A 13,091-nucleotide genomic window follows, 5' to 3' on the forward strand; every position below is an offset into this window, starting at 1 on the left:
GTGATATTTCTATTTTTTGGCTTTTTTTAGCTAAGTTGGCGTTAAGCTTGCTAGTAACAGTACAAAAGTATCTCAAACGAATAAAAAACGTCACTATATTAACCAAAGTGACAATCATTTGACTGTGTGGGGAAGAGAATGAAAGTCAACGGACTACAAGCCGAAATGCAGGCATTGAAATTGGAAGCTCAGAGCAGTTCACGTCCGGCAACTGGCCAGCAGGTCAGTGCGGATTTTGGGGCGGCACTGGGTAATGCCATAAAAACAGTAAATAACCTTCAGTCTGCGTCGAGTGACCTGGCAACCCGCTTTGATCAGGGAGACCGCAACGTAACTTTGTCTGACGTGATGATTGCCCGTAACAAATCCAGCGTAGCTTTTGATGCGACCGTACAAGTACGTAATAAGATGGTCGAAGCGTACAAAGAATTAATGAATATGCCAGTGTAATTCAGGAAATAGTCAGTGTCGGAACCATCTTCAAACAACGAGTTAGCAGTTGCTGGTAATGCCCCGGCTCCGGTTGTCACAGACACCGAGTTGGAACTACAAGACCTTGATACAGAAGAGAAGAGTGCCACGCGTGTCGATAGCATGCTGGGCAATCTTGATTTGCTGCGCCAGGTCATTCTGGTGCTCTCTGTTGCGATCTGTGTAGCATTGATTGTGCTGGTCGTCGCCTGGCTAAAAGAGCCGGAGATGCGTCCTCTTGGTACTTTCGAAACAGAAGAGCTGATCCCTATCCTTGATCATTTTGATCAGAAAAAAATCGAGTACACCCTGGATGGCAATACGATTCGTGTTCCCGCCGATGTGTTTTCATCCGTCAAACTCGAAATGACCCGCGCTGGTCTGAATAACAGTGTGGAAGAAGGCGATGATATCCTGCTGAAAGATATGGGATTCGGTGTATCCCAGCGTCTGGAACGAGAGCGTCTTAAGTTAAGCCGTGAGCGCCAGTTGGCGAGGGCTATTGAGCAAATTCGCCAGGTTCGTAAGGCGCAGGTCCTGTTGGCAATTCCTAAGCAAAGTGTTTTTGTTCGCCATAACCAGCAGGCGTCGGCAACAGTTTTTTTGACCTTGGGAACTAATGGTTCTCTGGGGCAGCAGGAAGTTGACTCGATTGTTGATATGGTTGCAACGGCGGTGCCAGGCCTCAGACCGACCCGGGTAACCGTAACAGACCAGCATGGCCGTTTGCTAAGCTCAGGTACCGAAGACCCGAGTGCGGCGGCACAGCGCAAAGAATATGAGCTTGAGCGGAAGCAGGAACAAGCTCTACGTGAGAAAATTGACGCAATTTTGATTCCAGTTCTGGGATTGGGTAACTATACCTCCCAAGTTGATGTGTCGATGGATTTCAGTGCGGTTGAAGAGACGCAAAAGCAATATGACCCGGCGACTCCGTCAACCCGAAGTGAATATACACTGGAAGATTATAACAATGGCAACATTGTTGCCGGTATTCCTGGTGCTCTAAGTAACCAGCCACCGGCTGATTCATCGATTCCGCAAGATATTGCTGACTTGCAATCGGGCAAAGGCTCAAACAATGGTTCAGTTCATCGTGAGGCGACTCGTAATTTTGAGCTTGATACCAAAATTCGTCATAAGCGTGCACAAACCGGTGTTATTAGCCGCCAAACCGTATCGGTTGCAATTGACTACAAGCAAGTGGTTAACCCGGAAACTGGCGAAATCACCCGAGTCCCGGTAAGTGAAGCTGAGCTAGCCAAAATTAGTCGTCTTCTAAAGGGCGGCGTGGGTTTCTCTAATGGCCGTGGTGATTTATTAGAAGTTATTTCTGTTCCGTTCGCAGTGCCAGAACAAGAACAGATTGCCGATTTACCTATCTGGGAACACCCGAACTTTGATACTTGGGTTCGCTGGTTGGCTGCGGCATTGGTTATTATTGTTGTTATGCTGGTGTTGGTTCGTCCGGCGATGCGCAAGTTGCTTTATCCGAACCAGGCGGCAGATGGTACGCCATTGGATGAAAATGGTTTGCCGATCCTTGCTGATGGTGAAGATGGTATTGATCTTATTGGTGCGGAACTTGATGGCGCTGATGTCCTTGAACTTAGCAGTAGCTTGAACCTACCTAATCTGCATAAAGATGAAGATCTACTTAAAGCCGTTAGGGCTCTGGTAGCAAATGAACCGGATCTGGCTGCGCAGGTCGTGAAAACTTGGATGAGTGAAGATGGCTAACGAAGTCGAAACCACAGAAGAAAAAAAGTTTGATCTCTCGACACTAACTGGGGCTGATAAGGCCGCGATTTTGTTGCTTAGTCTGAGTGAGCAGGATGCGGCAAGTATCATCCGTCACTTGGATCCTAAACAGGTTCAGCGCGTTGGTGGTGTAATGGCTTCGATGGCTGATCTGAGCCAGGAAAAAGTATCTGCGGTTCACCGCCACTTTTTAGAAGATATCCAGAAATACACCTGTATCGGTATGGGCAGTGAAGACTTTGTCCGTAATGCGTTGGTGGCGGCATTGGGTGAAGATAAGGCGAGCAACCTGGTTGATCAGATCCTCATGGGAAGTGGTTCTCGTGGTCTGGATTCACTGAAATGGATGGATCCGCGTCAGGTGGCTAGCATTATTCTTAACGAACACCCACAGATCCAGACTATCGTGCTGTCTTACCTTGAACCAGAGCAATCGGCTGAGATCCTGGCACAGTTCCCAGAACGCGTACGTCTTGACTTGATGATGCGTATCGCCAACCTTGAAGAAGTTCAGCCAGCAGCACTCCATGAACTGAATGACATTATGGAGAAACAGTTTGCTGGTCAGGCTGGTGCTCAGGCTGCGAAGATCGGTGGTACGAAGGCTGCGGCAGAAATTATGAACTACCTCGACAATAACATCGAAGGTCTGCTGATGGATCAGATCCGTGAAAGTGATGAAGATATGGCAACACAGATTGAAGATCTGATGTTTGTATTTGATAACCTGGCGGAAGTGGACGATCGTGGCATCCAGACCTTGCTGCGTGATATACCGCAGGAGCAGTTGCAAAAAGCCCTTAAGGGAGCTGATGATATGCTGCGTGATAAACTTTTCCGTAATATGTCGAAACGTGCGGCTGAAATGCTGAAGGATGATTTGGATGCAATGGGACCAATTCGTGTTGCCGATGTGGAAGCAGCCCAGAAAGAAATTCTGTCAATTGCCCGTCGTTTGTCTGATTCCGGTGAGTTAATGCTGTCTGGAGGTGGTGCTGATGAGTTCTTGTAATACTTTTCAGAGTAACGTAATAAGGGCAAATTATGTCTTTTGAGCGCCGTCGTGGTTTCCTGCGCGTCGCTGAGCATCAGGCGCAGGAGCTTGAGCGTTGGGATTACCCGGATTATGACGACGATCATAATGCGCCTGTTGATAATGCCATTAACTATGACCCGCATTGGCAGCCAGATCTTCCCGAAGAGGAGGAAGAGCAGGGCCCGCCACCGCTGACAGCCGCCGACTTGGAAGATATTCGTCATTCTGCTTATGAGGAAGGCCTTGCCGAAGGGCGGACAGCCGGTCATGCTGAAGGTTATGAGGCCGGTAAAATCGAGGGCCTTGAAGTCGGTCAGAAAGACGGGCTGGAACAGGGGCTGCAGCAGGGTTTGGAACAGGGGCAGACACAAATTAGTGAGCAAGTTGGCTATCTGACCCAGTTAATTGAAAAGCTGGCCGCCCCCCAGCAACAGCTTGACAGTGACGTTGAAAGTCAAGTTCTGGGTTTGGTTACAAGCCTGACGCGAGAGCTTATTCGGGTGGAAGTACAAACCAATCCTCACGTTATTCTGAATACGATCCGTGAAGTGATTGGTGCGTTGCCGGTTGCTGACCGACAAACCCAGATCAACCTGCATCCGGAAGACCTTGCTTTGGTCAAAGAAGCTTATGGTGAAGAAAATCTGGCTGAAAGAAAGTGGAATTTGCAAGCTGAGCCGTCGCTGAATCGCGGTGACTTACAGGTTCAATCCGGTGACTCCAGTATTGATTATTTTATCGAAGACCGTATCCGTCATTTATTACAACAATTTAGTGGGGCGAATAGCCAGCAGACCAACGGAGGGCTGTAATGTCTACAACCCTGGCTGAGCGCCTTTCTCGCTATCAAACTCAAAACCTTTCTTCTCGTCCGGTAGCATCTGGACGCTTGGTTCGTGTTATCGGCCTGACTCTTGAAGCTGTTGGTTGCCGGGCGCCGGTTGGAAGCCAGTGCCGCGTAGAAACCGTTAATGGTGATATTGAAGCTGAAGTGATTGGCTTCTCTGGTGAAACTCTTTACCTGATGCCCAGTGAATCTGTGACCGGTATTATGCCTGGTGCCAAGGTGACACCTCTGATGCATGATAGTGGCCTTCCTGTTGGCCCTGAATTGTTGGGACGGGTTATTGATGGTGTCGGAAATCCGCTTGATGGCATGGGTGAGATTTATACTGCCAACCGCGCTTCGTTCAATGCCGAACCCATTAACCCTCTGGCCAGAAAGCCAATTAAAGAGCCACTTGATGTAGGTCTGAAGGCTATTAACGGTTTGTTGAGTGTAGGTAAGGGACAGCGTATCGGGTTGTTTGCCGGATCCGGTGTCGGTAAGTCGGTCACATTGGGGATGATGACTCGGGGAACTACAGCCCAAGTGGTTGTCGTTGGGTTGATCGGTGAGCGTGGACGAGAAGTTAAAGAGTTTATCGACGAGATTTTGGGGGAGGAAGGACGCCAGCGTGCTGTTGTGGTGGCTGCGCCAGCCGATGCCTCGCCATTGATGCGCCTGAAAGGGTGCCAGACATCGCTGACCATTGCCGAATATTTCCGTGATCAGGGGTTGGATGTTTTGCTTCTGATGGATTCGTTGACCCGTTTTGCTCAAGCCCAACGTGAAATCGCCTTGTCAGTTGGTGAGCCGCCTGCGACTAAGGGCTATCCGCCCTCTGTATTTGCTAAGCTGCCAGCATTGGTTGAGCGTGCTGGTAACGGTGGGGAACACCAAGGCTCGATTACTGCTTTCTTTACCGTTCTGACCGAAGGGGATGACTTACAGGATCCGATTGCTGATGCCTCGCGGGCGATTCTGGATGGCCATATTGTTCTTTCCCGTGAAATGGCAGATGCGGGTCACTATCCGGCGATTGATGTTGAACGTTCTGTCAGCCGTGTAATGCCGGCGATTGTCAGTGAAGAACATATGCTGATGTCCAAAGCGGTTCGCCAGATCTTGTCGATATGTCGTAAGAACCAGGATTTGGTATCGATAGGTGCTTATAAGCCGGGTACGGATCCGACTATTGATCAGGCTTTTACCTTTAAGCCTAAGTTGGATACCTATTTACAGCAGGCGATGAAAGAATCGGTACCGTATGACATGTGTGTGAACATGTTACGTTCGGTTTTAGGTGGTAATTAAAACTAAACTGAGCTTTTTCTTTTTTGTGGATAGGTCAGACTTTTATTTAGCTAGGTAAACAAGCAACCGGAGCAACAATGGCAGATAGCGCATTAGAGCTGATACTGGAACGTGCCAAAGATGACGAGCACAAGGCCTCGCTTGCACTCAATAATGCTCGCATTGAACGAGATACCTATTACCAGCAGCTTCAGCAGATTGAGCAATACCGGTTGGATTATTGCCAGCAATTAACGGCCAGGGGGCTGGACGGGCTGAGTGCCAGTTCATACAACCATTTACAGAAGTTTCTCGGCCAGTTGGATGAGACGCTGGTTAAGCAGAAAGAGGCTGGCGGACAGTTCGAGCAGCAAGTCGAACAGTGTAGCGAGTTCTGGAATGAAATGCGGAAAAAGCGTCAGTCAATAGAGTGGCTGCAGGAAAAGAAACAGGCAGAGCGTCAGGCACTGCGTGACAAGCAAGAGCAGACAATGATGGACGAGTTTGCGACTTTGCAGTTTGCCCGTAAGCTACGTCGATAAGATGAACAAAATACTTTTCTTGTGATGGTGTGATTTTTGCATCTATAGCTGTAATGTTACTCTAATATAAAGAGCCTTTATGTTTTCATCTCGCTTATTGACTTCTGATACCGCATCGCCAGCTCCGGTCAAAAACGGAAGCGCAAAAGCCAGTTCTGCTTTGTCACCGGAAGCCAGCAGTATAAAAAATAAAGACGCTGGTAGCTTTGCTGAAGAATTTCAGGCTACCGCAGGCAGTAAACCAAAAGCGGATAAGGTTAAGGCAACTGAAGCAGCTTCTGATGTAGATGAAGCATCCGGCAAAAGCCAGATGCCTGGTGAACAGAATGGACAAAACTCAATCAGCCAATCTGATAAGAGTGATTCCGAGCTTGATTCGTCAAAAAAGCAACAGATAATGAGTGATGGTGAAGAAGTGCTTAACCGTTTGTCGGCATCGAACAAGCAGTTGGCGCAGTCAGCTACAAGTTCATCTGCAGGCAAAGATTTGCCGCCGGAAGAGGCAATATCATCACAAGATAATGAACAACCTTTGGCCAATATTAAACAAACTGGCGATGAGACAACGGAAAAATTTGCCCCCGGCTTGAACCAGGAGCAACTGGCTAAGGTATTTGCCGCCCCACTTTCTAAAGAAGCCGGTAATATTGAGAAGGTGTCGGAGGATGAGGTTGATAGTGATGAGGCTATTGCGCCGATTTTTGTTCTTGGAACGGCGGCTTCAGCTGTTGCTGCTGAAGTTAAGAACATGCAGCAGGCTTCGCAGCAATCTGGAGATTTGCTGCAATCGGCAGGGAACAAAGCGGCTGAGTTGAATCTGCAGCAACAACAAGCATTGGCAGATACAGCAGATATGAAAGGAAAGCTGGAGAGTGTTTTTGCCACAAGTGCATTAGCGACAGCAAATGCCGGTCAGCCGCAATTTTCTGATGCTGAAGCCAGTATTGCTGATTTGGCTACGGGTTCAGCAGCCATGGCCGCAGCTCTTGAGGCTGGCGGTGCTGATAATGGTGGCGCTGAGGCGAAATCAGATATTAGCCATACATTGTCAGGGCTGACAACATCGCAGGGCCAGACATTAGCTCAAGCTCGTGCGGAGGCAGCACAAACGGCGCAGGCACAGAGTCCGCTACAGCTGAGTAAAGAGCAGGCGGGAGATGAGCTTGCTGAACGTGTGCAGATGATGATGTCGAAAAACCTTAAGCATGTTGATATTCGTCTCGATCCGCCGGAGTTGGGTAAATTACAAATTAAATTATCGTTGAACCAGGATCAGGCTTCGGTTCAGTTTACTGTCGGTAATCAGCAAACGCGAGATTTGGTTGAACAGGCTATGCCGCGGTTGCGAGAGTTACTGAACCAGCAAGGGTTGCAACTAGCTCAGAGTTCCGTGCAGCAGGATAATGCGAGGCAGTCGAATCAGCATGCTCAGGGACAGCAAAATGGTCGTGGTGGCCAATCAGGTAGCGGTTCTGCTCATCAAGGTGAAGCTGAACTCGGAAGTGCTGAACCTATCGATATGTACGTGAGTCAGTCATCTGATCGCGTTGATTATTATGCATAAAGACAATAGCTCAACCAGGATTGTCAAAAAGAATAACTAAAGGAACATAAATATTATGGCTGAGGGCACAGAAAATTCAGGCAGTAAAAAAAAGCTGTTTATTGTCATAGCTGTCGTTGTTGTATTGTTGCTCGGCGGTGGTGTCGGTGCATGGTTTATGATGGGTGATGATTTATCTTCGGATGAGGAAGTGACCGAGACTGTCGAGACGACGAAGTCGGCAAAAGTAGAGCCGGCATATTATGTGATTCTGCCACAGCCATTTATCTTTAATGTGACGGGTGAACAACGTGATCGCCTGGTTCAGGTAAAAGTACAGCTGATGGTGCGTGGTGACAGTAATGAGGCCACGGCCAACCAGCATATACCGTTAATCGAGAGTACGTTGCTGCAGACTTTTGGCGCAGCAACCGTAGATCAGTTGCGAACATCGAATGGTCGGACACATCTGCGCCAGCAGGCATTGTTTGCGGTGCAAAATGCATTGACAAAAGTATCTGGTCAGAAAGTGGTTGAACGCGTACTCTTCACTGGTTTTGTAATGCAATAGGCTGAATGTGAGTGACTTATTAACTCAAGACGAAATTGATGCCCTGTTACATGGTGTTGATGACGTTGAAGATGATCAGGGTTCCAGCTTGGAACTTGGTGCGGGTGTTGTCCAGTTTGATTTCTCATCGCAAGACAGGATTGTTCGTGGGCGGATGCCCACCCTTGAGCTGATCAACGAACGCTTTGCGCGCCATATGCGGATCAGCTTGTTTAACATGCTGCGAAAAACCGCAGAAGTGTCGATTAATGGCGTACAGATGATTAAGTTCGGGGAGTATCAGAATACTCTTTATGTACCGACAAGTTTGAACATGGTGCGTTTTCGTCCGTTGAAAGGGACGGCGCTGATCACCATGGAAGCTCGCTTGGTTTTCATTCTAGTGGAAAACTTCTTCGGTGGTGATGGGCGATTCCATGCCAAGATTGAAGGGCGTGAGTTTACGCCTACCGAGCGACGTATTGTCCAGATGTTGCTGAAGTTGGTGTTTGAGGATTATCGTGAGGCTTGGTCTCCGGTGATGGGGGTTGACTTCGAATACCTTGATTCGGAAGTCAACCCGACGATGGCCAACATTGTTAGCCCGACGGAAGTGATCGTCGTTAGCTCATTCCATATTGAAGTTGACGGTGGTGGTGGTGATTTCCACGTAGTGATGCCGTACTCGATGGTTGAGCCGATCCGTGAACTACTTGATGCTGGTGTCCAGAGTGACAAGATGGATACCGACGTGCGCTGGAGCAAGGCATTGCGTGATGAAATCATGGATGTGCCAGTTAATATCCGCGCCAAGCTGATGGATGTAGACTTGTCATTGAGAGATTTGATGGAGCTGCGGCCGGGTGATGTGATCCCGATTGATATGCCGGAAGCGACAACAGTGTTTGTAGAAGATCTTCCGTCATACCGGGCTAAGATGGGTAAGTCGGGTGATAATGTTGCGCTTAAAATAACAGAAAAACTCAAGCGGCCTGATATGGTGAAAACCGATTTGGCATTCCTTGACCGTGATGAACTTGGTTCGGCGCTGCTTAGTTTGCATGACGACGATGACGATTAGATAACAGGTGTAGTTTATGTCTCAAAATGATCAACAAATTGCCGATGATTGGGCTGCGGCAATAGCTGAACAGGCAATTGATGAAAGTGCCCAGCCAGCACCGCTGGAAGAGCTGACTGATGATAGTGCGCCTATTACTGAAGATGAACGTCGAAAGCTTGATACGATTCTGGATATTCCCGTGACAATTTCGATGGAAGTCGGACGCTCACAAATTAGTATCCGTAATTTACTGCAGTTGAACCAGGGCTCAGTTGTTGAACTGGATCGTGTTGCCGGTGAATCTTTGGATGTAATGGTTAACGGTACTCTGATTGCTCACGGCGAAGTGGTCGTGGTCAATGATAAGTTTGGTATTCGTCTGACTGATGTGATCAGCCAGACCGAGCGTATTAAGAAATTGCGTTAAGGTTGGTCATGAAAAGCTCTCTAGCGAGGTTGGTTGCTGCGCTGTTGTTCGCATCAATCAGCATGCCGGCTTTGGCTGCGCCTGCCAATGAAATGAATATCGCGACTACGCTGGCTGCGCTTATTCTGGTAGTGATGCTGATTTTATTCCTGGCCTGGGTGCTCAAGCGGATGAAGTTGCCAGGGATCCAGGGTGCAGATGGTTCCATTAAAATTATTCGCCAGTTGCCTGTTGGGCAACGTGAGCGAATTGTATTGTTGCAGGTTGGGGATGAGCAGTTGCTGGTGGGTGTAACCCAGCAGAATATTTCATTGTTGAGCAAGCTGGATCAGCCGTTGTCCATGGAAGAGGAACAAAGTGGTGGTGAGTTTGCCGCTCACTTAAATAAGTTACTGAAAAAGAATGATAAGAAATAGTTTTCTGGCCGCTGTCCTGGCGGTTTTTAGTCTTGTTCTGACGTTCCCTGCTATGGCTGAAACTGAAGACCCTGGTTTGTCTTCGGCTGTTGGCAACAGTGTCACTGTCAGTAAGATGCAGAATGAGTCGGGGGCGATGCGCCTGATGACGACCGGCGGAAGCGGCGGGATACCTGCTTTTTCTGTTACGGTGAACCCTGATGGCAGCGAAGACTATTCGGTGACTTTGCAGATTCTTGCGCTGATGACGGCGTTGGGCTTCTTGCCAGCTATCGTGATCTTGATGACATCCTTTACTCGGATAGTGGTTGTGATGTCGATTTTGAGGCAGGCGATGGGTTTGCAGCAGACGCCGTCGAACCAAGTGATCATCGGTATTGCAATGTTCATGACGTTTTTCATCATGTCACCGGTGCTGGATCGTATCAATAACGAGGCGATTCAGCCTTACCTCAATGAACAGATGACAGCCCCGCAGGCACTGACTGCGGCTCAGGCACCATTGCGGGCGTTTATGCTTAAGCAGACGCGGGTCAAGGATTTAGAAAGTTTCGTCAACATGTCGGGCTCGGATGCTACCGATCCGCAGGAAGTGCCGATGACGGTGCTGATCCCTGCATTTATCACATCGGAGCTTAAAACGGCATTTCAGATTGGCTTTATGTTGTTCCTGCCATTTTTGATCATTGATCTTGTGGTGGCGTCAGTATTGATGGCAATGGGTATGATGATGTTGTCACCGATGATTGTATCCTTGCCATTTAAGTTGATGTTGTTTGTCCTGGTTGATGGTTGGAACTTGATACTGTCGACACTGGCTGGCAGTTTCGGCACGTAATGCTGAAGGGGAGCACATAATGACACCTGAAGCGTTTGTCGAAATTTTCCAAGACGCGTTGTACATGGTTTTGTTGATGGTCTGTGCCATTGTGGTACCGGGCCTTTTGATCGGTCTGGTGGTGGCTATTTTCCAGGCGGCCACATCGATCAACGAACAGACTTTGAGTTTCTTGCCGCGATTGATTGTTACTTTGCTGGCTTTGATGTTTTTTGGCCATATGATGACGCAGATGCTGATGGACTACTTCTATCGCATTATCGAGCAGATCCCGCAGCTGTTGTATTAGCGCTGTTAATTGACCTAGATGAGTGAGTAGCCGGATGTCTTATCCATCGACCCTGTTATTGGAGTTGATCGCCAATTACTTTTGGCCGCTGACACGGATCTCGGCAATGTTGATGGTGATGACCTTTTTCGGCGCTCGTTTTGTGTCGGCAAGGATCAGATTTTATCTTTCGCTGACGATTACTTTCGCAGTGATGCCGATGTTGCCTCAGGTTCCTCGAGAGTATGAACTGTTGTCTGTTGGCGGGTTTCTGATCACCGCTCAGCAGGTTATTATCGGTGTCTCGATGGGGCTGGTAACTCAGTTTGTCACCCAGACCTTTGTCTTACTAGGTCAGATCCTCGGTATGCAGTCGAGCTTGGGCTTTGCTTCTATGGTCGACCCAGCTAATGGCCAGAACACACCGGTACTGGGCCAGTTTTATCTGTTTTTGGCTATTATGCTGTTTCTTGCCACTGACGGCCACTTGGCCATGCTGAATATAGTAGTAATGAGCTTTAAGACTTTGCCTATTGGTGAGGCAATGTTCCAGCCTGTGGATTATTATCAACTAGCGGGCTGGTTTGGTCATATGTTCAAAGCTGGGCTGAATATGGCTTTGGCCGGGATCATCGCTTTGCTGACTGTAAACCTATCGTTTGGTGTTATGACCCGTGCCGCACCGCAGCTGAATATTTTCTCTCTGGGCTTTTCGTTTGCTTTGCTGCTTGGCTTAGTGATTAGTTGGTTCTTGGTTGCTGCGATGGTGCCGCAGTATGAACACAACTGGGATGTGGGCTTTAGCCAAATCTGTAGTTTAATTAGGGTAGATTGTTGATATGTCAGATGCTGATGGTCAGGAACGTACCGAAGACGCCACACCCCGAAGGCTTCAGCAGGCGCGGGAAAAGGGGCAAGTACCGCGCTCAAGAGAATTAGCTTCAGTTGTTGTGTTGGTGGCAGGTGCCGTCAGCCTGATGTGGTTTGGTGAAATCCTGGGTAAGGGACTCGCCGAAGTCATGATGAATATGTTTTCGCTCACTCGTGAAGAGATTTACGACCTCAATAAACTCTTTTTTGTCATTACCTCATCGGTCTGGCATGTTGCTCTGCCGCTGGTGTTGGTGTTGGTTTTTTTGTTTGTGGCTGCGATTATAGGTGCGGTCGGCCTTGGCGGGATCAGCTTCTCGACCGAGGCTGCAAGCCCGAAACTTTCAAAAATCAATCCGATTAGTGGTTTCAAGCGGATGCTTGGCAAGCAGAGTATTGTCGAGCTTATCAAATCGATCCTTAAAGTTTCGCTGGTTGCTGGCGTCGCTTTTTATCTGATGAATGACAGTCTGGAAGATTTCTTCCAGCTCAGCGTTGAAATCTACCCGCAGAACATGTTTCATGCGCTTGATATATTATCCGGATTTGTCCTTTTGATTTGTTGCTCGCTGCTGATAGTGGTAGCTATTGATATTCCCTATCAGATTTGGCAACACAATGAACAGCTGAAAATGACAAAGCAGGAAGTGAAAGACGAATTCAAAGATTCTGAAGGTAAACCGGAGGTTAAAGGCCGGATTCGGATGTTGCAACGTGAAATGGCCCAGCGTCGGATGATGGCTGATGTGCCGCAGGCTGATGTTGTGATTACCAACCCGGAGCACTTCTCGGTAGCCTTGCGTTATGATCCGAAAATAGATTCGGCACCGATAGTTATTGCCAAAGGTGTTGACCATATTGCACTTAAAATCAGGGAAATTGCCAACAATAATGAGATTGATATTGTGCCTGCGCCCCCACTTGCTCGTGCGATTTATCACACGACAGAACTTGAGCAACAAATCCCTGACGGTCTGTTTACCGCAGTGGCCCAGGTCTTGGCATATATTTTCCAGCTGAAGCAATACCGCAAAGGGCGCGGACAAAAGCCGCAGCTGTCGAAAGAAGTGACGAATATCCCGCCAGAGCTCCGCCATTAAAATTATTGAGGTTGAGATAGCGGTATAACTGTATGCATGTCAAAAGTTTGGCGTTCAAAGAGGTATGATTATTGCTTTGAAGGTTCCTGG

General features: G+C 48.3%; 15 protein-coding genes. All 15 read left to right on the forward strand.

Annotation, left to right across the window (positions count from 1 at the left end):
• Positions 1 to 138 precede the first annotated feature (138 nt).
• The 15 genes from fliE to flhB all read left to right on the forward strand — a co-directional run bounded on the left by fliE (position 139) and on the right by flhB (position 13,001).
• The gene (gene fliE / locus Q0852_RS07565) at positions 139 to 450 is read left to right on the forward strand and encodes a flagellar hook-basal body complex protein FliE (RefSeq protein WP_299016139.1); all 312 of its coding nucleotides are present in this window, start codon (positions 139 to 141) and stop codon (positions 448 to 450) included.
• Positions 451 to 465: 15 nt separating this feature from the next.
• Positions 466 to 2,211, forward strand: coding sequence for a flagellar basal-body MS-ring/collar protein FliF (gene fliF, locus Q0852_RS07570; RefSeq protein WP_299016141.1), 1,746 nt, complete (start codon positions 466 to 468; stop codon positions 2,209 to 2,211).
• Positions 2,204 to 3,244, forward strand: coding sequence for a flagellar motor switch protein FliG (gene fliG, locus Q0852_RS07575; RefSeq protein ID WP_299016144.1), 1,041 nt, complete (start codon positions 2,204 to 2,206; stop codon positions 3,242 to 3,244). Before fliF ends, fliG begins: the two co-directional genes overlap by 8 nt.
• 32 nt (positions 3,245 to 3,276) lie before the next feature.
• Positions 3,277 to 4,080: a flagellar assembly protein FliH gene (fliH, locus tag Q0852_RS07580; protein ID WP_299016147.1), complete on the forward strand. Its 804-nt coding sequence runs from the start codon at positions 3,277 to 3,279 to the stop codon at positions 4,078 to 4,080.
• Positions 4,080 to 5,405 carry a flagellar protein export ATPase FliI gene (fliI, locus tag Q0852_RS07585; RefSeq protein WP_299016151.1) on the forward strand — a complete coding sequence of 442 codons (1,326 nt, stop codon included), beginning with the start codon at positions 4,080 to 4,082 and terminating at the stop codon, positions 5,403 to 5,405. The genes fliH and fliI overlap by 1 nt, the downstream gene beginning before the upstream one ends.
• Before the next feature lie 77 nt (positions 5,406 to 5,482).
• A complete protein-coding gene (gene fliJ, locus Q0852_RS07590) occupies positions 5,483 to 5,926 on the forward strand; it encodes a flagellar export protein FliJ (RefSeq protein WP_299016154.1) in 444 nt (147 codons plus the stop codon).
• Positions 5,927 to 6,005: 79 nt separating this feature from the next.
• Complete coding sequence (locus Q0852_RS07595; RefSeq protein WP_299016157.1) at positions 6,006 to 7,490, forward strand: flagellar hook-length control protein FliK; 1,485 nt, start codon at positions 6,006 to 6,008, stop codon at positions 7,488 to 7,490.
• Between the two features lie 55 nt (positions 7,491 to 7,545).
• Positions 7,546 to 8,040, forward strand: a complete 495-nt coding sequence (gene fliL, locus Q0852_RS07600; protein ID WP_299016160.1) for a flagellar basal body-associated protein FliL — start codon at positions 7,546 to 7,548, stop codon at positions 8,038 to 8,040.
• Between the two features lie 7 nt (positions 8,041 to 8,047).
• Positions 8,048 to 9,100, forward strand: coding sequence for a flagellar motor switch protein FliM (fliM, locus tag Q0852_RS07605; RefSeq protein ID WP_299016163.1), 1,053 nt, complete (start codon positions 8,048 to 8,050; stop codon positions 9,098 to 9,100).
• A 16-nt stretch (positions 9,101 to 9,116) separates the two neighbouring features.
• On the forward strand, positions 9,117 to 9,509 hold the full coding sequence (fliN, locus tag Q0852_RS07610; protein ID WP_299016166.1) for a flagellar motor switch protein FliN: 393 nt from the start codon (positions 9,117 to 9,119) through the stop codon (positions 9,507 to 9,509).
• An 8-nt stretch (positions 9,510 to 9,517) separates the two neighbouring features.
• Positions 9,518 to 9,925 carry a flagellar biosynthetic protein FliO gene (gene fliO, locus Q0852_RS07615; RefSeq protein WP_299016169.1) on the forward strand — a complete coding sequence of 136 codons (408 nt, stop codon included), beginning with the start codon at positions 9,518 to 9,520 and terminating at the stop codon, positions 9,923 to 9,925.
• On the forward strand, positions 9,912 to 10,763 hold the full coding sequence (fliP, locus tag Q0852_RS07620) for a flagellar type III secretion system pore protein FliP (protein ID WP_299016172.1): 852 nt from the start codon (positions 9,912 to 9,914) through the stop codon (positions 10,761 to 10,763). Before fliO ends, fliP begins: the two co-directional genes overlap by 14 nt.
• Positions 10,764 to 10,782: 19 nt before the next feature.
• A complete protein-coding gene (gene fliQ / locus Q0852_RS07625; RefSeq protein WP_007466483.1) occupies positions 10,783 to 11,052 on the forward strand; it encodes a flagellar biosynthesis protein FliQ in 270 nt (89 codons plus the stop codon).
• A gap of 34 nt (positions 11,053 to 11,086) precedes the next feature.
• Positions 11,087 to 11,869 (forward strand): flagellar biosynthetic protein FliR, encoded by a 783-nt coding sequence (gene fliR, locus Q0852_RS07630; RefSeq protein WP_299016178.1) that lies wholly within the window; start codon positions 11,087 to 11,089, stop codon positions 11,867 to 11,869.
• A 1-nt stretch (position 11,870) separates the two neighbouring features.
• Entirely contained in the window at positions 11,871 to 13,001 is a 1,131-nt protein-coding gene (gene flhB, locus Q0852_RS07635; protein WP_299016182.1) for a flagellar biosynthesis protein FlhB, read from the forward strand.
• Positions 13,002 to 13,091: the final 90 nt, after the last annotated feature.

Source organism: uncultured Photobacterium sp. (genome assembly GCF_947502415.1).
Classification (GTDB): Bacteria; Pseudomonadota; Gammaproteobacteria; order Enterobacterales; family Vibrionaceae; genus Photobacterium.

What these genes read in the sequence shown, in the direction of transcription:
- fliO (WP_299016169.1), top strand. Translation starts at nt 9,518, where the DNA reads ATGAAAAGCTCTCTAGCGAGGTTGGTTGCTGCGCTGTTGTTCGCATCA.
- fliL (WP_299016160.1), top strand. Translation starts at nt 7,546, where the DNA reads ATGGCTGAGGGCACAGAAAATTCAGGCAGTAAAAAAAAGCTGTTTATT.
- fliH (WP_299016147.1), top strand. Translation starts at nt 3,277, where the DNA reads ATGTCTTTTGAGCGCCGTCGTGGTTTCCTGCGCGTCGCTGAGCATCAG.
- Q0852_RS07595 (WP_299016157.1), top strand. Translation starts at nt 6,006, where the DNA reads ATGTTTTCATCTCGCTTATTGACTTCTGATACCGCATCGCCAGCTCCG.
- fliP (WP_299016172.1), top strand. Translation starts at nt 9,912, where the DNA reads ATGATAAGAAATAGTTTTCTGGCCGCTGTCCTGGCGGTTTTTAGTCTT.
- fliI (WP_299016151.1), top strand. Translation starts at nt 4,080, where the DNA reads ATGTCTACAACCCTGGCTGAGCGCCTTTCTCGCTATCAAACTCAAAAC.
- fliG (WP_299016144.1), top strand. Translation starts at nt 2,204, where the DNA reads ATGGCTAACGAAGTCGAAACCACAGAAGAAAAAAAGTTTGATCTCTCG.
- flhB (WP_299016182.1), top strand. Translation starts at nt 11,871, where the DNA reads ATGTCAGATGCTGATGGTCAGGAACGTACCGAAGACGCCACACCCCGA.
- fliQ (WP_007466483.1), top strand. Translation starts at nt 10,783, where the DNA reads ATGACACCTGAAGCGTTTGTCGAAATTTTCCAAGACGCGTTGTACATG.
- fliN (WP_299016166.1), top strand. Translation starts at nt 9,117, where the DNA reads ATGTCTCAAAATGATCAACAAATTGCCGATGATTGGGCTGCGGCAATA.
- fliE (WP_299016139.1), top strand. Translation starts at nt 139, where the DNA reads ATGAAAGTCAACGGACTACAAGCCGAAATGCAGGCATTGAAATTGGAA.
- fliR (WP_299016178.1), top strand. Translation starts at nt 11,087, where the DNA reads ATGTCTTATCCATCGACCCTGTTATTGGAGTTGATCGCCAATTACTTT.
- fliJ (WP_299016154.1), top strand. Translation starts at nt 5,483, where the DNA reads ATGGCAGATAGCGCATTAGAGCTGATACTGGAACGTGCCAAAGATGAC.